At 54.1% G+C, this 25,482-nt stretch carries 27 protein-coding genes, 1 pseudogene and 1 riboswitch; of the genes and pseudogenes, 7 read left to right on the top strand and 21 right to left on the bottom strand.

Going from position 1 to position 25,482, the window contains the following annotated elements; genetic code table 11:
* The first annotated feature begins 149 nt into the window (after positions 1 to 149).
* Positions 150 to 671 (top strand): GNAT family N-acetyltransferase, encoded by a 522-nt coding sequence (locus ABLV30_RS13825; protein WP_032655884.1) that lies wholly within the window; start codon positions 150 to 152, stop codon positions 669 to 671.
* Positions 672 to 720: 49 nt separating this feature from the next.
* Here the strand turns inward: ABLV30_RS13825 and arsC (ABLV30_RS13820) are convergent, their stop codons facing one another.
* The 10 genes from arsC (ABLV30_RS13820) to ABLV30_RS13775 all read right to left on the bottom strand — a co-directional run bounded on the left by arsC (ABLV30_RS13820) (position 721) and on the right by ABLV30_RS13775 (position 10,221).
* Positions 721 to 1,146: a glutaredoxin-dependent arsenate reductase gene (gene arsC, locus ABLV30_RS13820; protein WP_032655882.1), complete on the bottom strand. Its 426-nt coding sequence runs from the start codon at positions 1,144 to 1,146 to the stop codon at positions 721 to 723.
* A gap of 12 nt (positions 1,147 to 1,158) precedes the next feature.
* Entirely contained in the window at positions 1,159 to 2,448 is a 1,290-nt protein-coding gene (arsB, locus tag ABLV30_RS13815) for an arsenite efflux transporter membrane subunit ArsB (protein ID WP_032655881.1), read from the bottom strand.
* A gap of 45 nt (positions 2,449 to 2,493) precedes the next feature.
* On the bottom strand, positions 2,494 to 4,245 hold the full coding sequence (arsA, locus tag ABLV30_RS13810; protein ID WP_032655878.1) for an arsenite efflux transporter ATPase subunit ArsA: 1,752 nt from the start codon (positions 4,243 to 4,245) through the stop codon (positions 2,494 to 2,496).
* Positions 4,246 to 4,262: 17 nt separating this feature from the next.
* Positions 4,263 to 4,625, bottom strand: coding sequence for an arsenite efflux transporter metallochaperone ArsD (gene arsD / locus ABLV30_RS13805; protein WP_032655876.1), 363 nt, complete (start codon positions 4,623 to 4,625; stop codon positions 4,263 to 4,265).
* A 47-nt stretch (positions 4,626 to 4,672) separates the two neighbouring features.
* Positions 4,673 to 5,026, bottom strand: a complete 354-nt coding sequence (gene arsR / locus ABLV30_RS13800; protein ID WP_032655874.1) for an As(III)-sensing metalloregulatory transcriptional repressor ArsR — start codon at positions 5,024 to 5,026, stop codon at positions 4,673 to 4,675.
* A gap of 120 nt (positions 5,027 to 5,146) precedes the next feature.
* A complete protein-coding gene (locus ABLV30_RS13795) occupies positions 5,147 to 5,638 on the bottom strand; it encodes an arsenate reductase ArsC (RefSeq protein ID WP_032655872.1) in 492 nt (163 codons plus the stop codon).
* Between the two features lie 143 nt (positions 5,639 to 5,781).
* Positions 5,782 to 6,222 carry a dual specificity protein phosphatase family protein gene (locus ABLV30_RS13790; RefSeq protein ID WP_032655870.1) on the bottom strand — a complete coding sequence of 147 codons (441 nt, stop codon included), beginning with the start codon at positions 6,220 to 6,222 and terminating at the stop codon, positions 5,782 to 5,784.
* Positions 6,223 to 6,267: 45 nt separating this feature from the next.
* Complete coding sequence (locus tag ABLV30_RS13785; RefSeq protein ID WP_032655868.1) at positions 6,268 to 6,747, bottom strand: arsenate reductase ArsC; 480 nt, start codon at positions 6,745 to 6,747, stop codon at positions 6,268 to 6,270.
* Positions 6,748 to 6,751: 4 nt separating this feature from the next.
* Positions 6,752 to 7,123, bottom strand: coding sequence for a helix-turn-helix transcriptional regulator (locus tag ABLV30_RS13780; RefSeq protein WP_032655866.1), 372 nt, complete (start codon positions 7,121 to 7,123; stop codon positions 6,752 to 6,754).
* Positions 7,124 to 7,212: 89 nt separating this feature from the next.
* Positions 7,213 to 10,221: a Tn3 family transposase gene (locus ABLV30_RS13775; protein WP_016156490.1), complete on the bottom strand. Its 3,009-nt coding sequence runs from the start codon at positions 10,219 to 10,221 to the stop codon at positions 7,213 to 7,215.
* Between the two features lie 159 nt (positions 10,222 to 10,380).
* On the opposite strand from ABLV30_RS13775, the gene ABLV30_RS13770 reads away from it, so the two are divergent.
* Complete coding sequence (locus ABLV30_RS13770) at positions 10,381 to 10,938, top strand: recombinase family protein (protein ID WP_004118540.1); 558 nt, start codon at positions 10,381 to 10,383, stop codon at positions 10,936 to 10,938.
* Positions 10,939 to 11,069: 131 nt separating this feature from the next.
* Positions 11,070 to 11,402, top strand: coding sequence for a multidrug efflux SMR transporter (locus ABLV30_RS13765; protein WP_004118538.1), 333 nt, complete (start codon positions 11,070 to 11,072; stop codon positions 11,400 to 11,402).
* Between the two features lie 353 nt (positions 11,403 to 11,755).
* Here the strand turns inward: ABLV30_RS13765 and nhaA are convergent, their stop codons facing one another.
* Together nhaA and crcB are read right to left on the bottom strand one after the other, a co-directional pair.
* Positions 11,756 to 12,904: a Na+/H+ antiporter NhaA gene (gene nhaA, locus ABLV30_RS13760; RefSeq protein WP_011977829.1), complete on the bottom strand. Its 1,149-nt coding sequence runs from the start codon at positions 12,902 to 12,904 to the stop codon at positions 11,756 to 11,758.
* Between the two features lie 274 nt (positions 12,905 to 13,178).
* A complete protein-coding gene (crcB, locus tag ABLV30_RS13755) occupies positions 13,179 to 13,553 on the bottom strand; it encodes a fluoride efflux transporter CrcB (RefSeq protein ID WP_004118534.1) in 375 nt (124 codons plus the stop codon).
* A gap of 77 nt (positions 13,554 to 13,630) precedes the next feature.
* Positions 13,631 to 13,701, bottom strand: a riboswitch (Fluoride riboswitch).
* 380 nt (positions 13,702 to 14,081) lie between these two features.
* On the opposite strand from crcB, the gene ABLV30_RS13750 reads away from it, so the two are divergent.
* Positions 14,082 to 15,278: an MFS transporter gene (locus ABLV30_RS13750; RefSeq protein ID WP_080528076.1), complete on the top strand. Its 1,197-nt coding sequence runs from the start codon at positions 14,082 to 14,084 to the stop codon at positions 15,276 to 15,278.
* Between the two features lie 71 nt (positions 15,279 to 15,349).
* Here ABLV30_RS13750 and ABLV30_RS13745 read toward each other — a convergent pair whose 3' ends face one another.
* Entirely contained in the window at positions 15,350 to 16,177 is an 828-nt protein-coding gene (locus ABLV30_RS13745; protein ID WP_004118529.1) for a universal stress protein, read from the bottom strand.
* A gap of 18 nt (positions 16,178 to 16,195) precedes the next feature.
* Positions 16,196 to 17,674, bottom strand: coding sequence for a SulP family inorganic anion transporter (locus tag ABLV30_RS13740; protein WP_001549885.1), 1,479 nt, complete (start codon positions 17,672 to 17,674; stop codon positions 16,196 to 16,198).
* 483 nt (positions 17,675 to 18,157) lie between these two features.
* Between ABLV30_RS13740 and ABLV30_RS13735 the strand changes: the two genes are divergently transcribed.
* The 3 genes from ABLV30_RS13735 to arsC (ABLV30_RS13725) all read left to right on the top strand — a co-directional run bounded on the left by ABLV30_RS13735 (position 18,158) and on the right by arsC (ABLV30_RS13725) (position 20,368).
* Positions 18,158 to 18,511 carry a metalloregulator ArsR/SmtB family transcription factor gene (locus tag ABLV30_RS13735; RefSeq protein WP_001549886.1) on the top strand — a complete coding sequence of 118 codons (354 nt, stop codon included), beginning with the start codon at positions 18,158 to 18,160 and terminating at the stop codon, positions 18,509 to 18,511.
* Between the two features lie 95 nt (positions 18,512 to 18,606).
* Complete coding sequence (locus tag ABLV30_RS13730; protein ID WP_001549887.1) at positions 18,607 to 19,890, top strand: arsenic transporter; 1,284 nt, start codon at positions 18,607 to 18,609, stop codon at positions 19,888 to 19,890.
* Between the two features lie 49 nt (positions 19,891 to 19,939).
* A complete protein-coding gene (arsC, locus tag ABLV30_RS13725) occupies positions 19,940 to 20,368 on the top strand; it encodes a glutaredoxin-dependent arsenate reductase (protein WP_001549888.1) in 429 nt (142 codons plus the stop codon).
* Positions 20,369 to 20,425: 57 nt separating this feature from the next.
* Here arsC (ABLV30_RS13725) and arsH read toward each other — a convergent pair whose 3' ends face one another.
* From arsH to ABLV30_RS13690, 7 genes and pseudogenes are all read right to left on the bottom strand, one after another.
* On the bottom strand, positions 20,426 to 21,139 hold the full coding sequence (gene arsH, locus ABLV30_RS13720; protein WP_025801347.1) for an arsenical resistance protein ArsH: 714 nt from the start codon (positions 21,137 to 21,139) through the stop codon (positions 20,426 to 20,428).
* 5 nt (positions 21,140 to 21,144) lie between these two features.
* Positions 21,145 to 21,477 carry a metalloregulator ArsR/SmtB family transcription factor gene (locus tag ABLV30_RS13715; RefSeq protein WP_001549890.1) on the bottom strand — a complete coding sequence of 111 codons (333 nt, stop codon included), beginning with the start codon at positions 21,475 to 21,477 and terminating at the stop codon, positions 21,145 to 21,147.
* 927 nt (positions 21,478 to 22,404) lie between these two features.
* Positions 22,405 to 23,187, bottom strand: a pseudogene (gene repA, locus ABLV30_RS13710) (incFII family plasmid replication initiator RepA); the annotation flags it as partial.
* Entirely contained in the window at positions 23,165 to 23,683 is a 519-nt protein-coding gene (locus ABLV30_RS13705) for a phospholipase D family protein (protein WP_348865608.1), read from the bottom strand. The gene ABLV30_RS13705 and the pseudogene repA, both read right to left, overlap by 23 nt.
* Positions 23,684 to 23,787: 104 nt before the next feature.
* A complete protein-coding gene (locus ABLV30_RS13700; RefSeq protein ID WP_196565413.1) occupies positions 23,788 to 24,096 on the bottom strand; it encodes a hypothetical protein in 309 nt (102 codons plus the stop codon).
* Positions 24,093 to 24,743 carry a DUF2726 domain-containing protein gene (locus ABLV30_RS13695; protein WP_196565426.1) on the bottom strand — a complete coding sequence of 217 codons (651 nt, stop codon included), beginning with the start codon at positions 24,741 to 24,743 and terminating at the stop codon, positions 24,093 to 24,095. The genes ABLV30_RS13700 and ABLV30_RS13695 overlap by 4 nt, the downstream gene beginning before the upstream one ends.
* A gap of 55 nt (positions 24,744 to 24,798) precedes the next feature.
* Positions 24,799 to 25,443: a hypothetical protein gene (locus tag ABLV30_RS13690; protein WP_155007954.1), complete on the bottom strand. Its 645-nt coding sequence runs from the start codon at positions 25,441 to 25,443 to the stop codon at positions 24,799 to 24,801.
* Between the last annotated feature and the right edge of the window lie 39 nt (positions 25,444 to 25,482).

The raw sequence follows: 25,482 nt of genomic DNA, 5'->3' as shown, positions 1-25,482 counted from the left end.
ACTTGTCGTCAAAATCGGTGTTGCAAAAACGGGAGTGACCATAGATTCCGTTTTCTGAGGCGACCCCTTATACAGGTTATAAGTTTAAGCGTTTAACCTACCGTCGCGAATTCCGGTAGTTTGTAAAACATCATTACTGGAGTGATACGATGCATATTATCAATGCTAAAGAACAGCATAGTACTGCGATACGCAATATTTATGCTCACCACGTCCTGCATGGTACAGGTAGCTTCGAAACCGACCCCCCGGACGCACAAGAGATGCTTAGCCGACTGAGAAACGTTCAGTCTCAGGGATTCCCATGGTATGTCGCCCTGCTGGGCGATACCGTCATTGGCTACTGTTATATTTCGCGTTACCGCGAACGCCATGCTTATCGGTTTACGGTTGAAAACTCGATATATATTGATCCGGCTTATCAGCGACAGGGCGTCGGAAAAGCATTGCTTGGTCATGCTTTAAAATGGGCCCAGTTCCGGGGATATCGTCAGATGATTGCTGTTGTGGGGGACAGTGCAAACGTAGCTTCTGTATCGTTACATATCCGTGCAGGATTTACTGAAATAGGCACACTGAAGGACATTGGTTTCAAGCATGGCCGCTGGCTGGACACGGTTTTGCTACAACTAAATCTTGGTGAAGGGAGTAGTACTCAGCCAAAAGATTAAGGTCTTATGCTCTGAGGCAGTAAAAAGGGGGCATTTGCCCCCTTCATCTTTATTTCAGTCGTTTACCTGCACCATCAACGACTTTTTCACCGTCTTCCTTGGTGAAAGCCGCTTTCTGAGCATCTGGAAGGATATCCAGAACCACCTCGGAAGGACGGCACAGTTTAGTTCCCAGCGGCGTCACCACTATTGGGCGGTTAATCAGGATCGGGTGTTGCAGCATAAAATCGATGAGCTGATCGTCCGTAAATTTATCTTCTGCAAGACCCAGTTCCTCATAAGGCTCGACATTTTTACGCAGCAAAGCCCGGACTGCAATACCCATATCGGCAATGAGTTTGACCAGCTCATCGCGTGAAGGAGGAGTCTCAAGGTAAAGAATAACGGTCGGCTCAGTACCGCTGTTGCGGATCATCTCCAGCGTGTTACGCGATGTGCCGCAGGCTGGGTTGTGATAAATGGTGATGTTGCTCATTTCAGTATCTCATTACAAAGTGACAGAGAGACGTAGCGCCAGCGCGGCCAGCGTTACAAACAACACAGGCAGAGTCATGACGATCCCGGTGCGGAAATAGTATCCCCAGGTGATGGTCATGTTCTTCTGTGACAGAACATGCAGCCAGAGCAGCGTTGCCAGGCTACCAATAGGTGTAATTTTCGGCCCAAGATCGCAGCCAATCACGTTGGCATAAATCATCGCCTCTTTGATAACGCCTGTTGCGGTGCTGCCATCAATAGAGAGCGCGCCAACCAGCACGGTAGGCATGTTGTTCATGATGGAAGACAGGAAAGCCGTCAGGAAGCCAGTACCAAACGTCGCGGCCCACAGGCCTTTATCTGCCAGCACGTTCAGCACACCGGAGAGGTATTCCGTTAGCCCGGCGTTACGCAGGCCATAGACCACCAGATACATCCCCAGTGAGAAGATGACGATCTGCCAGGGTGCACCGCGCAGCACTTTGCCGGTGTTAATGGCATGGCCTCGTTTCGCCACCACAAACAGGATGGCAGCGCCAACAGCCGCAATCGCGCTGACCGGAATACCGAGCGGCTCAAGGACGAAAAAGCCAACCAGAAGAAGGATCAACACTATCCAGCCGGTTCTGAAGGTTGCCAGATCTTTAATCGCTTTTGCCGGTGCTTTCAGAAGAGCCAGGTCATAAGTTGGCGGGATATCTTTACGGAAAAACAGATGCAGCATCACCAGCGTGGCGATAATGGCGGCGATATCCACCGGCACCATGACCGACGCATACTCCGTGAAGCCCAGTCCAAAGAAGTCAGCAGAAACGATGTTAACCAGGTTCGATACGATAAGCGGCAGACTGGCCGTATCGGCAATAAACCCGGCAGCCATCACGAATGCCAGCGTAGTGCCTTTACTGAAACCTAATGCCAGCAACATGGCGATCACGATCGGCGTCAGAATCAATGCTGCACCATCATTAGCAAACAGTGCCGCCACCGCTGCACCGAGCAAAACAATATAGGTAAACAGCAAACGCCCACGACCATTGCCCCAACGTGAAACGTGCAGCGCCGCCCATTCGAAAAAGCCCGATTCATCGAGCAACAGACTGATAATAATCACGGCAATAAACGTTGCTGTAGCGTTCCAGACGATATTCCAGACAACAGGGATATCGCCTAAATGCACAACACCAGAAATCAACGCCAGTACCGCGCCCAGCGTCGCACTCCAGCCGATCCCTAATCCTTTCGGCTGCCAGATAACCAACACGATGGTCAGGACAAAAATAGCGGCTGCCAGTAACATAAATCCTCCAGACAGGGCGGCTCGGCCGCCCTGTATACACAAAAATTAAACAGCCAGCTCTCTGAGTTTTTCGATGCCAGTGGGTTCTGATGCCAGCACGGGTACTAACGCGACACGTTTGGCATGTGTGCTCTGCACGGCTTCGATCTGAGGCAGCTCTTGTTGAGCACGCTGACAAAGTAGTGGTGAACGCGTCTCAGCAGTGGAAAGACTATTATTGATAATCCAGCCCCAGGGATGAATTCCTGCGCGTTCAAGATCGGCCTGCAGGTTTGCCGCCTCCAGTACTGGTGTGGTTTCAGGCAGAGTGACCAGCAGAACTTTGGTACGTTCCGGGTCCTGAAGCTGCATCATCGGAGTGGTAAAATGACCTTTATCCCCCATCTTCTTAGCAATCTCACGGTGATAAGCCCCGGTAGCATCAAGCAGTAATAGCGTATGCCCGGTAGGTGCCGTATCCATGACCACAAACCGTTTGCCGGCTTCACGGATGACACGTGAGAACGCCTGGAACACCGCAATCTCTTCAGTGCAAGGTGAACGTAAATCCTCTTCCAGCAGCCGTTTCCCCGCTTCATCCAAATCCCGGCCCTTCGTCTCCAGAATATGCTGGCGATAGCGTTCGGTTTCATCATGAGGGTTGATTCGGCTAACCTGCAGATTATTGAGGCTACCGTTCAGCGTTGTGCTCAGGTGCGCGGCAGGATCCGAAGTGGTGAGATGGACATCAAATCCCATGTCCGCCAGCCTGACAGCGATGGCCGCAGCCATTGTGGTTTTACCCACGCCACCTTTGCCCATCAGCATAATCAAACCGTGTTCACTGCGGGCGATATCATCGACCAGGCCAGAAAGCGACATATTCTCTGGCTTGTTTTGTATACTTTGTTCAGGAAGCGATGCTATCTCCGCGTGTTCGTTGAGCAGGCCTTTCAATGCGGAAACACCAACCATATTCAGTGGCTGAAGGAACAGTGTGTCTGTCGGCAAGTCAGATAACCCCACGGGAAGATTTGCCAGCGCCTCTTGCTCCCGTTGCCATATTGCAGCGGCCAGTGAGTCACGTTCTGCTTCGCTCGCAGGCAGGACACCATTAATGACCAGGTACTGATTTTTCAGGCCAATGGCTGATAATTCGTCATGAGTGCGGGCGACTTCCTGCAGTGTTGATTTTTGCAGTCTCGCGACCAGTACCAGGCGCGTACGTTCGGGGTCAGACAATGCTTCAACCGCATGAGCATATTGCTCACGTTGCTTTTCCAGCCCCGCCATCGGGCCGAGGCAGGAAGCGCCTTCCGGGTTACTTTCAATGAAGCTACTCCAGGCGCCAGGAAGCTGGAGAAGACGAATAGTGTGACCCGTCGGGGCGGTATCAAAAATGATGTGATCGAAGCGGGTCAGCAGAGAAGCATCCGTCAACAAGCCTGTGAATTCATCGAACGCAGCAATCTCTGTCGTGCATGCGCCCGAGAGTTGTTCGTTGATACCATTAACAACGTCATCAGGCAAAAGACCTTTAATAGGATCAACGATTCTGGCCCGGTATTGCTGTGCCGCATCTTGCGGGTCAATCTCCAGAGCTGACAACCCTGGTACGGAGGCCACTGGCAAAATGGTATTGCCAATCGTCTGGTCAAAGACCTGGCCTACGTTTGAAGCCGGGTCAGTACTGACAAGCAAAACACGTTTGCCCAGCTCAGCCAGGCGTATAGCCGTGGCGCAGGAAATAGAGGTTTTACCTACACCACCTTTACCGGTAAAAAACAGATAAGGCGGGATATTCTGTAAAAAATTCATATGTCCTCCTGACATATTCAGCAACAGGAAGTCTTACCACCACAGCAACTTGTTGGTGCTAAGCCTACTTTCTCCAGCGGAATGCCAAACCAGCGAGCCAGTTCAGCACGTCTGGGATAACGTCCTGCCATCACCGTTTCGCCATCCAGCAACAGCAGCGGAAGCCCTTCAGCCCCTGATACTTCGAGGAATGCTTTCACTTTTTCGTTCTCAACGAAGCTCATCGGCTGTTGCGCCAGGTTGAAACGCTCGATCTGAACCCCTCGCTCTTTCAGCCATTGCACATCAGCAGAAAAATCAACCAGTACCTGGTCGACATCTGAGCCACAAACACCGGTACTGCAACACATCGCCGGGTCGAACACTGTTAACGTTTTCATTCTCAATACCTCACATTCGTAAAAACATATGTGTACAAGCAAAATTTTTAGATGCAGACAGCTTTACCGCTGCCAGAGCAGTTGGCTGACACCAGCTTACGGGCAATGGCCTGAACGTCGCCTTGCTGGCTTAGCCAAGCCTGCTCGACAATCTGAGCGGCCCATGAGGGGATATGTGGAGATAAGCGGTAGTTAACCCATTTTCCCTGCTTACGATCCAGTAAAATCCCACTTTCCCGCAGCATTGCCAGATGGCGGGATATTTTAGGTTGTGATTGCTCCAGTGCCGTACACAAATCACATACGCATAGTTCCCCCATCTCTCTGAGCAAGAGAACGATGCCCAGACGCGTTTCATCAGACAGGTTTTTGAAGAGTTGTATGGATGATAATTGCGGCATAAGCCCTCCTGCTTTTATCTGGTAGTGTCTCTCTGTGACAGCGGAATGTCAAAGATATATTTGAATTTTCATATATGAAAATGAATAATCATGCCAAATAAAACATGTTAGCAAGGCTGTTTACTTACCAATACGATTCAGTTCTTGCTGAAGAGACATACGATCCAGTTTATGAAACGGCAGGCTCATAAAAATTCGAATCCGGTTGCTAATTTCTTTGTATATTCGGCTGAATTCTTTCAACTTCTGCTCTTCAGTCCCCTTAAACAAGGCCGGATCGGAAAATCCCCAATGGGCAGTAATCGGTTGCCCAGGCCAGGCCGGGCAGGATTCTCCTGCTGCCTGATCGCAGACAGTAAAAATGAAGTCCATTTTAGGAGCATGGACTTCTGCAAATAAGAGCCAACTTTTACTGGAAAGCGTTGAAGTATCTATCTGATGTTGCTGCAAGAAAAGTGTCGTCATCGGATGCAGCTCTCCACGAGGATGAGTGCCAGCGCTGTAAGCTTTAAAATTACCTTGCCCCATCTGATTCATGAGCACTTCAGCCATAATGCTTCTTGTTGAATTGCCTGTACAAAGAAACAGCACGTTGAATGGTTGATTCTGCATCTTAATCTCCTGCCGGATAGCTTGTCAGGTCAATCCTGTAAGTTATTGCGCCAGATTGAAACGCTCAATCATGACAGCCACAATTTTAAGCAACTCCACTTTGGGTGCTTACTCCAAAGTGGTGAGAAGCTGGACTTCTGTGTTTAATCAGGTTCAGGGTAGAGGAGACCTAACGCCTGATACTGAATTGGCTTGATGTTGAATACCGGACGAATAGATTTAGCCCGCTCAACCGCTTCCGGTACGGTTTTGCTGATTTTTAATTCCAGCAAGACACCTGCTGCAACAGTTCCCGTCCGTCCCCTGCCTGCGCCACAATGAAATGCCACTTTATGACCATTTTGATAGGCATCTACTACCGCGAGTATTGCATCACGGAACAGTTGTTCCTCAGGTTCTTCGGCATGATCGCTCAATGGAATATGTACCCACTGCACCTCTGGGTGATGTGTAGCACAGCCCGTCGCTTCGGCACGTAAATCAACCACCACGTCGATGCCATCTTCGTCCACCATCTGCTGGATATCATTAGCGCCGCCACAGTAAATATGACCAGGTATTAGTGCATGATATAACTTGCTCATGTACTTGTTTTCACTCCTAATAAGCTAAATAAACAGACTAAAAACCTAACCCAACAGATTGCCGATACGGTCCAGTTCAGCTTTCAACATGGTTTTATCCTGCTGCAATTTTTCCAATGGAAGCGCAAAAAATGCCTCAATACGCGTACGCAGAATGGTATATGCCGTAACAAATGCCGCATCGATCTCCTCATCCGTCCCTGCGACATGAGCAGGATCCTCAACTCCCCAATGGGTTCGCAACACGGGACCCAAATAGGCCGGACAGGTTTCATTGGCAGCATTGCCACAGACGCTGACGACGATATCCGGTTCCAGGGGTAGGTTCTCCCACGACTTGCTGTAATAACCTTCAGTGGCGATACCTTCACGAGCCAGTAAAGCAAGGGAGCGGGGATGCACCTGACCTGTCGGATGACTTCCGGCACTCATGCCATGCCAACCTTCTGGTGCCAGATGATTGAATGTCGCTTCGGCGAGAATGGATCGACAAGAGTTACCGGTACACAGAAACAAAACGTTCATTCAACTAGTCCTCACATTTTATCCAGGTGGGTGAAAGTGGCTCTGTTGATGAGCAACTGGGATTGGAGTACAGGGATATACATTTTTCCGGATGGCCAGAACAACACTCTTCAGTCAGGAAAGTTATCAACTCCAGCATCAAGGGAATGTTGGCCCGATAACGCTGGAAGCGTCCTTCCTGCTCAACCGAGAGCAATTCGGCATGGGTCATAGCCTTGAGATGAAAGGACAATTTATTTGGAACAATGGCAAGGCTTGAGGCAATTTGCCCCGCTACCATCCCCTGTGGTCCGGCTTTCACCAGCAAGCGATAGACATCCAGCCGGATGCCAGAAGCCAGAGATTCAAAAACTTGAGTTGCGGTATCTTTTTTCATAATTCAATGCTACAAGAACTATTGAAGTAATCAATCAAATTTTATAGGCTGATAGCGGGGTTCGAGGTCCAATGATGTAAAAAACCACGCTAAGAGGTTAATTCATTGTTTGTATTCAAATTTAATGGTCTTAACTCGCCCTTCAGAATATCTTCCGGTAACGAAAACGTATAATGTCCCAGCATATTTATATGGCCATGTATCAGCGGCGATAATCTTGCCAGATGCTCCTCTTCAGGTGTTTCCCCCGATTTGCGAAGATGTGACAACGCCTCCTGCATGTAAAGTGTATTCCACAGCACAACCGCATTGGTCACCAGACCCAGAGCACCGAGTTGATCTTCCTGCCCTTCACGGTAGCGTTTTCTAATCTCACCACGTTGTCCGTAGCAAATGGCTCGAGCCACTGCATGGCGTCCTTCTCCCCGGTTGAGCTGAGTGAGGATCCGACGCCGGTAATCCTCATCATCGATATAGTTGAGAAGATACAACGTCTTGTTGACCCGGCCCACTTCCATAATCGCCTGAGCCAGACCAGATGGTCGGCTACTTCTCAACAGTGAACGAATAAGCTCTGATGCATGGATGGTCCCAAGCTTCAGTGAGCCCGCCATTCGCATCATTTCATCCCATTGGGATTCTATTTTTGACAGTTCAACACATCCCCGGGCCAGCTCATTCAGGGCACCATAATGTGCCGTTTTATCTGCCCGCCAGAATATCGCCCCGCCTGCATCGGCCAGACGAGGGGAAAACTGGTAGCCCAGTAACCAGAACAGGCCAAAAATGATATCGCTGGATCCTGCCGTGTCCGTCATAATTTCTACCGGATTCAGCCCGGTCTGCTGCTCCAGAAGCCCTTCCAGTACAAAGATGGAATCACGAAGCGTCCCGGGAACTACAATGCCATGGAAACCGGAGTATTGATCGGAGACGAAGTTGTACCAGGTGATACCGCGTCCTGAACCAAAGTATTTACGATTTGGTCCGGAATTAACCGTTTTAACCGGTGTGACAAAACGCATACCATCTGCGGAGGCAACCTCACCACCTCCCCAGTACCCCGCGAGCGGCAGCGTGGACTGAAAATCAACCAGCCGTGCATTAGCGGTGACCAGCGTTTCTGCCCTGAGATAATTTTGTTTAACCCAGCTCAGACGATGGCGAGTAAGCGCGGGAATATTATGCTTTATCAGGGGTTCATGCCCTATATTGCAGGCTTCTGCCAGCAGTGTTGCGCACAGACTGACCTGGAGATCCTGCGCCCGAGCACCTGATTCACTGACGTGGCTGAATTCGCGGGTAAAACCGGTTCGGGCATCTATTTCAAGCAACAGCTCCGTCAGATCAACCGGAGGGATCAATTCTCTTACCCGACGATTCAATTGTATCAGTGCCGGTGGCTCATCCAGTTTATCCAGACTGCTAATCGTCAGTGAGGGATGCTTACCTTCATTGCTTATGCTGACCGCTGCGTTGCAGGCAAAACGTGAAGCCACTGATTTCCATGTGTCATCAAGCCGCGTAGCCAGTTGTTCTGCTGCTTTAGTTCCGTCTGATGGATGACCCAGCGCCCGACATACCGGGATGCGTTGTGCCTGCCATTCAGCTCCCTGAAGCAATTTTTGACGCGGGTCCCCCCACCGATCACTGTTCTCCAGCCAGAGATCACGACGGCGCAAAGAATCTTGAAGGCGCTCGAGAAGACACAGCGAGTAACCCGCTCGTAGAATCCTACCATCTCTGTCGTAGACCAGACGTTTCCATGGGCCGGAAATGATTTGCTCTGGTGCATCGTCGAGAATTCGCTTTTTTGAGCCACTCAGTTCGGCCAGATAATGGATTGCTGACAACGTGAGCTCCCCGGCCGGGGCGGCCTGAAAGTGTAAGTCACGCAACATCGCGGACAGGAAACGCTTCACCCGTCCATATTGTTCCACCATTTCATCCTGAAACTGAGTATCTTGCGGGCGCGCCAGCTCATTTACCTTGCCGACGGATTCAGCCAGTTTGTCCTTTGGTATGCGGCGAAAAATAGCCTGCCGCAGAGCTGCTTCATCGGTGTTCTCATCAAGTAATAACGTGCATGCCCGTGCCAGTAATAGCGCGGCACGATCAAGATCTTTCAGGGTCCTGAGCCGCTTTTTCTGCCCGATATTTTTTGCAGAACGCGTGATATCCAGAATAAGCATATCCAGCACATCCACGGCCTCGTCAAGCGCCGAAATTTCCTGTGCTTTCACAAACGCAGTAAGCACGGCCAGTCGCCGTTCGTCAGGCATTCTTGAAATGTATTTCACCGAAGCCATTCCGGCATAACGGGCCAAATTCCGCAGCTGGATGGCAGGCAGACCGGAGAAATTCAACCGGGAAAACTCCATGCTACGCAGTCGGGTATATCGCTCCAGGGCGTCTGTAAATGACGGCCCACTGATAGTGACAGGACCTTTTCGCATCTCCTCCAGCACCGATATACGCTGCCCTTCAGGTATTTCAAGTAAACCGTCCAGTTGTGTTTTCTGCCAGCTGTCAGGCAACAAAGCCAGCCTTCGCCATAATCGTCGACTTGCCCGTTCGCGTACTTCGCCAATCAGCCTTGTCAGAGTCGAGGCTGCGGGTAGCAGGATCTTATTTTGCAGCAACCATGCGGTAGCAAAATCAAACAGCAGACCTGGACGCTCATTGCTGAGCCAGGCGCGAGTATAGAGCAAACGCTTCAGTCTGAATGTCCAGGGGAAATCACCAAAATCATGATAATCATAATAGAGCTTGATAAGCCCCTGATGCTCCCAGCGGGTATTTTCTCTTTCAGCATACCGGGAAAGGATCTCTGGTCGGCTGATGTTCAACTGTGCCGCAATGTAAAAACGGATGAATGAGGGAATTTGAAGGGGATCAGGAAGAAACGTTCCCAGAAAGCGCGCCGTAGTCAGCTGAAGTGCAATCCCCAGCCGGTTATGTTTTCCCCGTCGCTGATTAATAAAAGCAAGGTCACGCTCATCCAGATGAAAATACCGAGCCAGCTGAACCTCATTTGGGTCTGCCACATAGCGACCGTAGTTTTCTGTCTGTTCGCTGGTAAGAAAGTCATCACTCATTGCGCATCCTTTCGTAAACGGGAGTTCTGTCCTTTTTTTAACCGTCTCAAATATTATAAGTTTTGAGACCTTTTAAAGTGCGTGCTTACATGAGTATCAAAAATCGTGTTTTATGCTTTATGATACTACGCAGTATCAGTATCGATTTGTGAGACCAATATGGCATTACTGGGATATGCAAGGGTATCAACGAGCCATCAGAAACTGACGGCGCAGATCATGGAGCTGAAATCTTCAGGCGTCAGAGATGACCGGATTTTTACTGACATGATGTCGGGCGCCACGGACGAACGTGAAGGGTTACAACGGCTGCTTGCCCGTGCCGAAAAAGATGACATTATCATGTGTACCAAAATGGACCGGCTTGGCCGCAACACAGCGGATATGATCCACATTGTTGATGCCTGCTATAAAAAGGGAATAGCCATCCGGTTTCTGGAGAATGGACTGAGTACTGAAGGCACGATGGGTAAAATGGTCATTCAGATCCTTGCTGCCGTTGCTGAAGCTGAGCGGGAGCGGATCCTGGAGCGCACAAACGAAGGCCGGGTCATCGCCATGGCGGCAGGCGTCAGGTTTGGACGGAAACCTCATCACAAATCGGCCGCCGCACTGGAGCTTATCCGGCACGAAACGCCCATTAAACTGGTGATGGAGAAAACCGGCATATCCAGGGCCACCTATTTCAGGTTAAAAAAACTGGGCCCAGGCAGTTAACCCGACGCAGGCAGCGATTTTTTCCTGTGCCGGAAAGGGTTTCGCGGTTGATGCTGATGATCCCCTGCTTAAAAACAGAGTTAACATTGCCCACAATATTGCTGGTTTTGATGAGCCGTTAAAGGAGTTTTATGAATGGATGGATGTATCTGGTGATTGCCGGCATAGCCGAAGTCTTTTATGCCGCGTCAATGCTCCGGACTGAGGGATTTACCCGGATCTACCCCAGTATTTTTTGCCTGACATTTATCGGTGTGAGCATGTACTTTTTGTCCCTGGCAACACGGACTATTCCTGTAGGAACCGCTTATGCGGTCTGGGTCGGGATTGGTGCTTTAGGGACAGCAGCGTACGGAATAATTTACTTAAATGAAGATAAGGGCCTGTTACGCATTGCCTGTTTCGGACTGATTCTGGCGGGTATCATTGGCCTGAAAATTCTGGCAGGACACAAGCAGCTGTAGGTTCTCATCCATAAACAGAACTCCGGGGGCATTCTGATTTTAGACATCAGCATGCCTCTCCCTTTCCCCTTTTTGAAATGGGACATTACCCGCTACATTAATAACAGGCGAGAGAACCGACATAACCGGGGGCGGCCAGGAAAAGTTGCCATGATTGACAAAAAGACTGCTTTTTGTTTGTACCTGCATGATTAACGGTGCGAATTTTTTCGGCAAACTATAAATGCGGGCACCAGTGTGATGATAAGCACCTGAATAAATGCCGACGGTAATGAAGGTGGCCCTGTTGATTAATAAGTTTGCAGGGAAATAAAAATCCCCGTCATCACGGGGATTTTCCGGACCCGAATGCGTTACCGGGAAGGATGCGAAGGAGAAAAGCGCAGTATCAGCATACCCGCCAGTGCTGCCAGTACAGAGCCGGCAAGTACCCCCACCTTGACCTCGTCCACCAACAGGGGGCTTTCTGCAAACGCCAGGTTGCCGATAAACAGGCTCATGGTAAACCCTATTCCGCACAGGACCGATACGCCGTAAACCTGCAGCCAGGTACTTTTTTCAGGCCGTTTTGCCAGGCCCAGGCTGACGGCCAGCAGCGACAGGCCGAAAATGCCCGCCTGCTTGCCAACAAACAGGCCCAGCGCAACGCCGACCGGTACCGGCGACATCAGGTCATCAGCCGTCATACCGGAGAGCGCGACCCCCGCATTTGCGAAGCCAAACAGCGGCAGTATCAGAAACGTCACCCACGGATTGATGCCGTGCTCCAGCCGGGCAAGAGGGGATTGTTTATCCGGATCGGTTACCCGCAGCGGGATAAAGAGCGCCAGCAGGATACCCGCGATGGTGGCGTGCACCCCGGACTGAAGCATGAAAAACCACAGCACGCCCCCCGCCAGCAGATAGGGAAACAGCCGGGTAATCCCGGCACGGTTCATGATAAACAGCAGAGCAACCGTGACCGCCGCACCGGCCAGCATCAGAAACGAAATATTACTGGTATAGAAGAGCGCAATAATAGCCACTGCGCCCATGTCGTCCAGAATAGCCAGCGCCGACAGGAAAATTTTCAGCGAGGCAGGTACGCGACTGCCCAGCAGTGCCAGTACCCCGAGCGCAAAGGCAATGTCCGTGGCGGCAGGAATTGCCCAGCCAGCGAGGGTTTCATCGCTGCCCGCATTAAACCATACGTAAATGGCCGCAGGCACGGCCATCCCGCCCAGCGCGGCAAATCCCGGCAGCGCGCGCTGGCCCCAGGTGGCAAGCTGACCGGTGAGAAGCTCGCGCTTGATTTCCAGGCCGACCATCATGAAGAACACGGCCATCAGGGCGTCGTTTATCCAGTGCTCAACGGAGAGGCCGGCGGCGTTGTATTTCAGGAATACCTCATATCCCTCCCTGAGCGGAGAGTTAGCCACGATGATAGCGGCTGCTGAGGCGATGATGAGCACGATGCCGCCGGCTGCGGGCGAGCTGAAAAATGCAGATGGCACTTCTGACATCCTCTTTTTATTTCTGTCTGGGATTTCTGACACACTCCCTCCCTTTATTCAAAAAAAACAGGCCTTCCCCTGATATACAACCGCTGGTTATCAGAGGATAAGCCGGCTGAGCTACGCTGAAGATATAAAAAATACGATAATTAATTGCTGATAAATTAACGAATTAGCGTGACGTTAATTTTATCATAACGTCCGGCCCGCTTCAGGCGGAAGAGGTAAAGCCCTGTAAAGCTGCCGCAGGCAGGGGCATTTTTATCCGTCATCAGCCACACGCTCACAGCAGCCATGTGACGACAAAAAAACCCAGGGCAGTCATCAGAATGGAGCCGGTTACGTGTACCAGCAGTGAAGTAAACGCCCAGAAATAATTACCGGACTGCAGCTGTGAGAATATTTCCAGGGAAAACGTGGAAAACGTGGTCAGCCCACCGCACAGCCCGGTGATAACAAGTAATCGCCAGGCCGGATCCAGGTCAGGATGGCGCATGAACCAGGCCAGCGACGCACCAATGATAAATCCGCCCGCAAGGTTCACTACCAGCGTGCCCGGTGGCAGGTCAGGAAACAGGCTGTTCAGGCGTGCGCCAAGCAGCCAGCGGATCAGGCAGCCAGCGGATCCACCAATGATAATGGCCAGATAAGATTTCACGGGGTTTACCTCTGTGTCAGAGGGAGTATGCAGGCTGATGATACGGGGCGGCCTGACATACTCCCGGTTAAAGGGGAGTAATATCAGGCGTCATCAGCTTCTCAGGGGAAGCGGTTGGGTAAGGTGGAACGCCATCACCTCGCCGCAATTCTGGCCCGGTCACGGGCGTTAATCAAGCGGCTATCCACTGTTTTTGTGCGACTCCCCCTGCGGCGGGCATGAGGAGCCCGTTTTCAGGCTTGACCTGAAGAGCATTAAAAATTATCGTTTCGGCAGCATTTTATATCTGACTGTGAGTCATGCACATTACGCCACCCTGAGTTTCTCTTCGCCCGTCCTTTATCAGAGAGCCTGCCGCGACAGCCAGTCCGCGCCGGGTACCGTTCTCTCATATCCGTTACGGGACTGCCACCTTTCACGGTGAACCCGCGTGTACCTGCTTCAGGGACGCAGGCGCCGTGTCCGCAGCAGCCGGTACGGACACGTCGTGATTAATCGGCGGGCTGCAGCCCGCCTTCAGGGATATTCATGCGTCAGCTTTTTCGGTTTATGTTTCATCACGCCTCTCACCTTACGTTCGGTGCGATGCTGATGGCCATGTCCAGCTTTGGACAGACCTATTTTGTCTCACTTTACGGGCAGGATTTTCGTGAGGCCTTTGGGCTCACCGACGGCGGACTGGGCGGCCTGTACGCAATCGGAACGGTGATGAGCGCCATCACGCTGACCTGGGCCGGACGGCTGATTGACTACACCACGACCCGCCGCTTCACGCTGGCGGTCACCCTTTTGCTGCTCACGGCCTGCCTGCTGGTTTCCGGCGCACAGGCGGCGTGGATGCTGTGCATCGGGTTTTACTTTCTGCGCCTCGGCGGCCAGGGACTGATGGTGCATACTGCGCTGACCGCAACGGCGCGCCAGTTCCCCCTTGATGCAGGCAAGGCGCTCGGCGCCATCGCGCTGGGGCTCTCGCTGGCGCAGGCCGTTTTTCCTGTGATTGCGGTGCAGATAAGCGCGCTGACGGGATGGCGCGCTGCCTGGGGCATCAATGCCGGAATGCTTGTTGCCGGCGTGGGGGTCGCGCTGATGTTTTTGCCCCGCGGGAAAGAGAAGCCGCTGCGTACGTTCAGAAAGCGGGGTGAGGAGAAAGAAAAAGAGGCGCCGGTATGGCGAAACCGCAACCTGCTGCTGACGCTGCCTGTCGTGCTGGCCTCCCCCTTTATCACCACCGGCTTCTTCTTCCACCAGGCGAGGCTGGCACAGGAGAAAGGCTGGGAGCTGTCGTGGGTGGCGGTATGGTTTATTGCCTATGCCATTACCCAGGCGGTATCGCTGCTGTCGTTTGGCCCGCTGATTGACCGGCTCTCACCACGCAGGCTGCTGCCGTGGTTTCTGATGCCACAGGCCCTGGCCATGCTGGCGCTATGGCTCAGCAACGGTCAGTGGGTGACGCCTTTTTACCTGATTATGACCGGCGTATCGTCGGCCATTGCCTCAACGCTTGCCACCGCGCTCTGGGTACAGCTGTTTGGTCCGGCGCAGCTGGCCAGGGTGCGCTCGGCGGTTGAGGCAGGGACGGTGATTGCCAGCGGGGCATCCCCGGTAATCATGGGCGTGCTGATAGATAACCATGTCACCCTGCATCTTCAGGCCCTGTTCTGCCTGGTCTACATTCTTGGCGCCAGCCTGCTGGCCACCGGTATCAGGACGGATGCGCCGCAATAACGCGCCTTTACCTTCATACCCGTCATCCTCTTTCCCCTGTGAAGGCGGGCCTGATATCAGGCCCGCCTGTTTCATCGCAGCATCAGCAGGGGCTGACGGCTTTCAGACAGCATTTCCGTGGTGTGGCTGCCAATAAAGAATCGCCGTAACCGGGAGTGCCCGCAGGCCCCCATTACCGTGAGGTCGATATCATGGGCGTCCGCGTAGCGGCACAGCGCCCCGGTTACGGACTCGTCTTCCAGCAGGCGTGTCTCGGTCGTGATACCGGCTTCCTGAAGAACAGCCTGCGCATCCTGCAGGGCTGACATGTCACCGTTGACCATCACGATATGACAGCTCAGGCCGTGCAGCAGCGGGCTGACCGTCAGGCGCGTCAGGTTTTTACGGCTCTCACTGCTGCCGTCGTACGCAAACATCACCCGCGCCGGCGGCGTAAACGTCTCCGGCACAATCAGCACCGGGTTTTTCTGCAGGCGAATGACGCTTTCCAGATGGCTGCCTACCTGATTCTGCGTCCCGCGGCGCCCCAGCACCATCAGCCGGACTTCGCCCAGCTCCGCCAGGATTTCGTCCAGTGCGCCGTGCTTTTGCAGCAGCTGTGCGTCCGGCTGTCCGGTCTGCTTCAGGAGCTCCGCACAGCCGGCCAGCACGGCCTTGCCCTGCGCCATCAGCAGCCGGCTGCGCTCACCCTCGACGCGGACCAGCGCTTCGGTCAGCTGCTCCCGGCTGTCAATACCAATGCTCCCGGTCAGGTCAGACACGGCGGGAGTCTCACTCTTTTCGAGCACGTGCAGCAGCGCCAGCGGCGCGCCAAGTTTACCGGCTGCCCAGGCAGCATACTCACAGACCGGCCGGGTTGACGGCGAGCCGTCAACGCAGGCAATAACGGTGTTATTCATGATGCTTTCTCCAGTAAATTAATGGCCACCCATCAGCTTTTCCACTTCTTCAGGCTTGTCATGCACTCCGAAGCGGTCAACGAGGGTGCGGGTCGCGTCATTCATACCCTTGATCTCCACTTCCGTGCCTTCGCGACGGAACTTGATAACCACCCGGTCCAGCGCGCTCACGGAGGTGATATCCCAGAAGTGGGCGTGCGTTACGTCAATCACCACGCGCTCCACCGCTTCACGGAAGTCGAAGTGGCTCATAAAGCGATCGGATGAGGCAAAGAATACCTGGCCGGCTACGGTATAGGTGCGGGTGTCGTCCTTCAGCTCAGAGGAGACCGCCATAAAGCGGGCGACCTTGGTGGCGAAGTTCAGCGAGGCAATCAGCACGCCGGTGAGCACGCCAAACGCCAGGTTATCGGTCGCCACCACCACCACCACGGTGGCCAGCATCACCACGCTGGTTGACAGCGGATGGCTGCGCAGGTTGCTGATGGAGCGCCAGGAGAAGGTGCCGATGGAGACCATGATCATCACCGCCACCAGAGCCGCCATGGGTATCCGGGACACCCAGTCGCGCAGGAACACCACCATCAGCAGCAGCACCACGCCGGCGGTGAGCGTGGAAAGCCGCCCGCGCCCGCCCGATTTGACGTTGATCACCGACTGGCCAATCATCGCGCAGCCCGCCATGCCGCCGATAAAGGAGGTGCAGATGTTGGCCACGCCCTGCGCCTTGCACTCGCGGTTTTTATCGCTCGGCGTGTCGGTCATGTCGTCCACGATGGTGGCGGTCATCATCGACTCCAGCAGCCCCACCACGGCAAGTCCTGCCGAGTACGGCAGAATAATCATCAGCGTGTCGAGGTTAAGCGGGATATCCGGGATCAGAAACACCGGCAGGCTGTCCGGCAGTTTGCCCATGTCACCCACGGTGCGCACGTCCAGGTGCAGCCACATGGAAATGGCGGTCAGCACGATGATGCAGACCAGCGGCGAGGGAATGGTTTTGTTCAGATACGGGAAGAGATAAATGATGCCCAGGCCCGCAGCGGTCAGGGCATAAACGTGCCAGGTGACGTTGGTCAGCTCCGGCAGCTGCGCCATAAATATCAGGATGGCCAGCGCGTTCACGAAACCGGTGACCACCGAGCGGGAGACGTAGCGCATCAGGCTGCCCAGCTTCAGGTAGCCGGCCGCCAGCTGCAGTACGCCGGTCAGCGCCGAGGCCGCCAGCAGATACTGCAGGCCGTGGTCTTTTACAAGCGTGATCAGCAGCAGCGCCATCGCACCGGTGGCGGACGATATCATTGCCGGACGGCCGCCGAGGAAGGCCATAACCAGGGGAATACAGAACGCAGAGTAGAGCCCGACCTGCGGGTCGACTCCGGCGATGATGGAAAAGGCGATCGCTTCGGGAATAAGCGCGAGCGCGACCACAATACCGGCAAGGACGTCACCACGGACGTTACCCAGCCAGTCCTTACGCGTCGAGGACAGCAGCATAGTCATTTCTCAGTTTTTGATTACGGTCAGCCCGTGAGGGCAAAAATTTTACGTACGAAAAAGCACATCCGCAGACGGGATGTTTTTGAGTGCGCGCCGAAGTTTATTCAGTGCGACAGAGGAGGGGTACGACTCAGGGTGGCGTAAGACGCATGGTGGTGTTTATCACTCCTTCACGGCTGACAGAGCAGCGCGGGTAATCAGAAAGACCGGATGAACAGACGTTCAGTACCGGCCACAAATGCCCGCCGGGCAGATGAACCACGGCAAAAAGCGCTTTTTACTCTACACGAATTGTTAACGGGGTCAACGCGCAGGGCAAAAACGCTGTTCATGGAATGCCGGTCAGGCGCATCCGGACGGAAAGTCCTTCTGCATGCTCAGGCTCGTCCGGCGTTCGCACATACATATGATTAAGTGAATATAAATTTGACGGAGAAAGTTTCACAGGTACACTCAGGTCAGTCACAATAAGGAGTCACCATGCCACCCGTGTCCCCCCTGCAGCTTTTTAAAAGCCTTTCCGACGAAACCCGACTCAGCCTCGTGCTGCTGCTACGCGAAAAAGGGGAGCTCTGCGTCTGTGAACTTACGTCCGTGCTGAAAGAAACTCAGCCCAAAATCTCACGGCATCTGGCTCTGCTGAGAGAAAACGGGCTGCTTACCGACCGGCGGGACGGAAAATGGATCCACTATCGTCTGTCGCCTCATATGCCGGCGTGGGCAGCGGCGGTTATCGAACAGGCTTATCTCTGCCAGCGGGATGATATCCGCCAGCTCAGCCGGCAGGCTGAACGCGATAACGCCACCACCAACGGCAAGCCTGTCTGCATTTAAAAATTTACCGGTATATATCTGGATTATCGAATATATTACGCATCGAAAATTTATCAGTCCGGTTTAACAGGCATTTGTATTCAATAGGAGCGGGTATGTTTCTGGCAGGTGCGATTTTCATCCTGACGCTGGTACTGGTCATCTGGCAGCCGAAGGGGCTGAGCATTGGCTGGAGTGCCGTCATCGGTGCGGCGCTGGCGCTGCTGACCGGCGTGGTGCACATCGGTGATATTCCGGTGGTCTGGCAGATTGTCTGGAACGCCACGGGCACGTTCATTGCGGTCATCATTATCAGCCTGCTGCTCGATGAGTCCGGCTTTTTTGAGTGGGCCGCGCTGCACGTTTCCCGCTGGGGAGGCGGCAGGGGCCGGCTGCTGTTCACGTATATCGTTCTGCTGGGTGCCGCAGTGGCGGCGCTGTTTGCCAATGACGGAGCCGCGCTAATTCTGACGCCGATCGTTATTGCCATGCTGCTGGCGCTGGGATTCACTCCCGGCTCCACGCTGGCGTTTGTGATGGCAGCGGGCTTTATCGCTGACACCTCCAGCCTGCCGCTCATCGTATCGAACCTGGTGAACATCGTAACGGCTGACTTCTTTACGCTGGGCTTCAGCGAGTACGCATCCGTCATGGTGCCGGTGAACATTGCCTCCATTGCGGCCACGCTGGTGATGCTTCATCTCTTTTTCCGCAGGGACATCCCGGTCACCTATGACCTGGCGAAGCTGAAGGCACCGCGGGAAGCCATCCGGGATGCACGAACCTTTAAGGCTGGCTGGGTGGTTTTGGTTCTTCTGCTGGTTGGCTTTTTTGCTCTGGAGCCGCTCGGCGTGCCGGTCAGCCTGGTGGCGGCGGTGGCGGCGTTTATTCTCTGGCTGGTTGCCCGCAAAGGACACGTGATTGACGCCGGCAGGGTGCTGAAAGGCGCGCCCTGGCAGATCGTTATCTTTTCGCTGGGCATGTATCTGGTGGTATACGGACTGCGTAACGCCGGACTGACTGATTACCTTTCCGCCGCCCTGAACCGGTTTGCAGAGCACGGCGTATGGGGCGCAACGCTCGGCACCGGCTTCCTGACGGCGGCACTCTCGTCCGTCATGAACAACATGCCCACCGTGCTGGTTGGCGCGTTGTCGATTGACGGTAGTAGCGCACAGGGCGTGGTGAAGCAGGCGATGATTTACGCCAACGTCATCGGCTGTGACCTCGGCCCGAAAATAACCCCTATCGGCAGCCTCGCAACCCTGCTGTGGCTGCACGTGCTGGCACAGAAAAACATCACCATCAGCTGGGGCTATTACTTCCGCGTGGGCATCGTGATGACCCTGCCGGTGCTTTTTGTCACGCTGGCCGCGCTGGCCCTGCGCCTGTCTGTTTAACTTTAACCCCGGGGCTGCGCCCGTGCAGCCCCTTTACGGAGTACCGCTTATGACTGACATTACCATTTACCACAACCCGGCCTGCGGGACATCCCGCAATACCCTGGCGCTTATCCGTAACAGCGGCGCCGAACCCACGGTTATTCTGTATCTGGAAACGCCGCCGTCACGCGATGAGCTGAAGAAGCTGATTGCGGATATGGGCATCGGCGTGCGCGACCTGCTGCGCAAAAATACCGAACCGTACGAACAGCTCGGCCTGGCAGAAGACCGCTTCAGCAATGACGAACTGCTCGATGCCATGCTGGCTCATCCGATCCTCATTAATCGCCCGGTGGTAGTGACACCGCTCGGCACGAAGCTGTGCCGTCCCTCCGAAGTGGTTCTGGACATACTGCCGGACCCGCAGCAGGGCGCGTTTACCAAAGAGGACGGCGAAGCCGTCATTGATGAGCACGGGAACCGCGTCAGCCACTGATTTTTTACCAGGCTGCGGGCATAACAGTGTGGAAAAAGCCGGCATCTGCCGGCTTTTTTATATGCTGCGCTGGTTGACCCGCTCAGAAAGCTGCGCGGCACTCTCTTTCCTTTCGCTGTAGCGGTCGGTGAGATAATCACTGCGACCGCGCGTCAGCAGGGTGAACTTCATCAGTTCCTCCATGACGTCCACTATGCGGTCATAATACGAAGAAGGCTTCATGCGGCCATCCTCATCAAACTCGGCCCAGGCTTTTGCCACGGATGACTGATTCGGGATGGTGATCATCCGCATCCAGCGTCCAAGAATACGCATCTGATTTACAGCGTTGAACGACTGTGAGCCGCCGCTGACCTGCATGACGGCCAGGGTTTTTCCCTGTGACGGGCGGACCGCGCCTGACGTCAGCGGTATCCAGTCAATCTGGGCCTTCATGATGCCGGTCATGGCCCCGTGACGCTCCGGAGAGCACCAGACCATGCCTTCCGACCAGAGAACCAGCTCCCGCAGCTCAGCCACTTTCGGGTGCGTCTCCGGCGCATCATCGGGCAGTGGCAGGCCGGACGGGTTGAAAATTTTCACCTCCGCGCCCATGGCCGTCAGCAGCCGGGCACCTTCTTCCGTTGTCAGCCGGCTGTAAGAGCGCGCCCGCAGCGAGCCGTAGAGCATCAGGATGCGGGGCGGATGCGTTATCTCTCTGGCCTTCAGCTTATCTTCCGTCAGCGGCGCGTCCAGGAGGGCCGGATCGATATTTTTCAGGGCATCAGTCAGGTTGTTCACAATGGGGTCTCTTCGGGAGTCTTTGCGGGTGACAGACTGCAGCTGCCGCCTGCGCAGCATTCTTCTGTCAGAAAGGCCATCAATTGCTCAAGCTGCGCATAGCAGGGCCTGCAGAACAGGGTACGACTCTGCCGTTCCTGGCTTATGAGTCCAGCGGATATCAGCGCTGAAAGATGATGGCTGAGCGTGGAGGCAGGAATCTCAAGGTGCTTCTGCAGTTCGCCAACCGGCAGGCCTTCATGACCCGCCCTGACCAGCTCCCGGTATATGCTGAGACGTGTCGGGTGGCCCAGTTCTCGAAGTGCGTTTGCAGCAGTGTTTAAATCCATAATACCTCCTTTATCTATATTTCCAGAATAATAGAAATATAGCCTGCGTCAATCGTTTCTGCCGTGAGGGTACCGCTTTCCCAATCATGCTCTGTCCGCCAGGTTATGGGGGGCAGAGCCAGAGCACTACCGAAATCCTTGCGAATACCCGTGCAGGGAATAATTTCCGCCCCCTTTATGGCCGGAAAAAAAACTGATAAACGTCGCCTTTTCAGAAGGTTGCTTTCTTAACGTGGTTTTTCGCATGGTTGGACCTCAGACCCCGCTTACGAGCGTGTACCAAACAACTGACCGCAGCTCCCCTTACAGCGATGAAAAAGAGTAGTTACAACACCCATCATTAAAAGCGACACTACTCCCGGCCTTCGGCCGGGGGCGGCGGCGCTTTTCAGTGGTGGGGAGGGGCACCTGGCCGGCAAACCGGCGCTGGTTTTATGATGATTTTCCTTTTGAATGCTGTAACTAATTTAATTCTCCGGCCGGGGCCCGTTGCGAAGCGATGGGAGCTCTCTCTGATGTTGCCGAACCGGCGCGACCGTCAGGTCGCTGCAAGGGCGGGCATTCTCCGCAGCCTGTCCACAGGGCAGGCGATGAACAGGTTATGTGTTTACAGGATTTATTAAAGGATCTTTAAAAGAGATACAGAGTTGGTGTTTAAAAGGAACCACGCGCCCTGAAAGTCCGACGGCATGTGCTTTGTGCGTATCACGGTTGTAGCCTAATGAAATACTCCCTTGCAGTTATATGTGGATAACAGAAATCGGCCGTCAGAAGTGACGCCGGCGATAACATTTATGGCCATGTTGACGCCAGGAAGACCGGAATTATGGTGAGAAATGTAGGCCTGAAGATAAGATAATACGTAGTAGCCGGCCAACAGGCGTGCGAAAGCCTCCGGCGCCGGCCGGATTTTTTAAGGAAGGAATGTTATAGGGGGACAGTGGCCAGTCGCGTGTAGTTGTTCCCGCGCGACAGCAGCATGCGCTCCTGCACACGGCGCTCAACCTCAAGCTTCAGCGCTTCTTTATCGCCCCTGAAGCGGCCGGTGGCGTATTCGCGGGTCAGTTGCTGACGCACGCGCGTCTCGATGTCATGACGCTGCCGTGATGCATCCCGCCGTGCAGTATCCCGCTTCCGGCCGTGAGATTTACGCTCAGCCTGATAGCTGCGAAAACGCTCACGCACAAACCGCCACGCTTTTGCGATCAGCTCGTCCATCTCCAGCGGTTTCAGTTGCTGCTTTTTGCGCTGCAGGTTTTCCCACTCCACACGGCTGCGGCGCGCGGCCACCACAGCAACCTCAGAAACGTCAAGCGCGGAAAACAGAGCCGGGGTGAAGGTGATATCGGTCGGGATGTTACAGCCGATCTGCGGGTCATATTCAGTCTGATAGGTGATGAGCCCCAGCTCGGCCAGAAACTTCAGAGCCCGGGTGGCACGGCTGACCGACAGGTTGCCGCTCCTGGACTCGGTGGCCAGTCCACACTCGATGGCCATATTGGTAATCGAGCGCTGCACGCGATTGGCCAGTGGATCATAGTGAAAACACATTGCCTGCAGTAGCGCGTCAATTGCACGCCGGCGCAACAGTGGCGGCATCCTGTGCCGCTTACCCAGCGAACGCAAAAACGCCACATGAATGGAAAAATCAAAACGGGACGTGAAGCCTTCGGCTTTCGCCATCAGCTTACGGCAGAACGGCAGGGTCTTGATAGCGTTGAGCCAGGACAGGATCATCCCACACAACAAGCACGTTCTCTGAATTGACCCGATCAGCGGCGCGGGTGTAGTTAAAAGACCCGACTTCAATATTGCGGCCATCGGCAATGATGACTTTATCGTGCATGATTTTGTACTGCGACACTGTGCGAACCGGGATGCCGGCATTGACCAGAAGATTCATGGCCGCCAGGCTCGCCTGGTTTTGCTTGCCGGTATTGGCTTTCCAGTCCAGAACCACTTTCACATCGACGCCACGCCGCTTTGCCCTGACAAGCGCGCTGGCGACTTCAGGTGAGGTAAAGGAATACCCCATCAGCCGGATTTCCTGCTGCGCTGAATCAATAGTCTTCAGGACCAGCTGCAGAGCCGTTCCTTCCGGAGAATATCCCGTCTCGATGCTGGCGGCATACACGGCCGGAACAGGTGCACACAAAGCCAGGCTGATTAGCCCGGACAGACAACATTTGCGGAGTGTACGGTTAATTTTTTTCACAGTATTTCCTTAACGGGTGTTTAAGAAACGCCGGGAGCGGGGGAAACTGGCTTTTCCCCGTTCACGGGGTTGGACAACGACGCCATGCGGAGGCGTCAGGATTTTGTGGTATGCCTAAACCAGTAGCAGACGGGTCCGTCGCCGGTATCGTGGACAGAGCCCAGAAACCAGCCATCATCATCCGGCGGTTCCGGTATCCAGCCACGGGCATCCGGGGCTTCATCAGTAAATCCGGCAGCGAAAGCTTCAGGCGCTTCATCGCGCATTGTCATCACAAAGCACTGAAGTTTATTGGTTCTGAGCCAGTAGCTTAATTCTGCGGAAGTTTCACAGCCACTTCGTGCCAGCGCAGGATGTGTCCAGTACCCCTGTTCATCACGTTTCACTTCGGCGGCGATAATCATTTTTCATTCTCCTTGCGTTCAGTATGCTCTGCCGTTGAATTCATAGCGGTTATGGATTTTTCGGCTGCATCGGCTCCGCGGTATTTCAGAAACTCTCCGACCCTTCTTACCAGCCTCTCTGAATCCCGATCGCGTAGTAGTGGAATACCGGCCTGCCTCAGAACCTCTTCCAGCAGAATATCGCGCCGGATACGGTGTTTTTTCAGGTGTGAGGCATCATCCAGTTCAACTGCGCCGATGATAGCGAAGGTATGGATGTCAACGATGACCACGTCACAGTGCCACTGAGAGGCCATCCGGAAGAGTTGCCACCAGGTCCGGGACCGTGGCCGGATATGGGGAGAGAGTGTGGCAATATCTGCCACCCGGACCTGAGGACACAACAGCCAGCGCTTTCGGCTGGTATGCCTCAGTAATGCCCGGAAAAAATGTTGTTCCCGTGGCGTCATCAGTGTGTCATTACCCACCCAGACCCGCTGGCGACACAACCGTTGCTCAGCCTCTGAGGGGCGAATACCCAGGGCTTTCAGTGACCTCAGGACCGGAGATGTCTTCACTGCTGCCCGTCCTTTCAGAAGCATCGCCAGAAATCCCAGCAGACTCAGCACAATCACGGCACTGCCTGTCATCATTAATATCTTTGCCATGCCGTTTCTTCCCTTGCGGCCAGACCATTCCCGACATGCCTGCTTCCCCCCTTCTTCATCGCTCTGTCCCTCTTCTGATGCACCAGGCCGCAGCCGGCATTCGATCCAGTAACGCCCGCCGGAAGGCATTTGGCAGTCCCTGACCGGCGACCAGGTCAGCAATCAGAACCGATATGGCGGAAATCAGCAGAACGTAGCGCAGGACAAAACCGGTCTGATGCACAAGGTCTGTGACCGGTATCTCCCGCAGAGCGGTGAACAACCGGGCAGCGTCCTGCGGAAATCCCCAGGCAAGCCCCCCCACACCTGCCAGTATCACCGCAGGTGCATAAATAATCCCCCGACTGACAACCCGCACCGTCAGGTTAATCAACTCCTGGATCTGCCGGCGGTATACCTCGTCGTCCTGCAGAATGTCCCATTCAATCCGCGCTTTCTCATGCCGCGGCAGCATGGCCACAACCTGGATACCATCCCGGACACTGACGAGTGGAGAAACGTCAGGCTTTCTCATCCGGTCAGTATGCCGCGTATAGAGGGACAGACCGCCCCAGAACAACGCAACTGACAGCATCACCAGAAGCAGCCCCCCTCCTGTGAAAAAAGACGGAGACAGGAGTATCAGAAACAGCGCCAGCATGCCCCCGTACAAATAACAGAATAATTGCTGCTCAATACGCAAAATAAAATATCTGAACATAATTTCAGTCCTTTAATAAGACAGATGTAAAAGGAGACG

Source organism: Klebsiella sp. CN_Kp113 (assembly GCF_040064585.1).
GTDB classification, from domain to species: Bacteria; Pseudomonadota; Gammaproteobacteria; order Enterobacterales; family Enterobacteriaceae; genus Klebsiella; species Klebsiella michiganensis.
The sequence above is the reverse complement of the archived record's forward strand: the minus strand, read 5'-3'. Positions and strand labels throughout refer to the sequence as shown.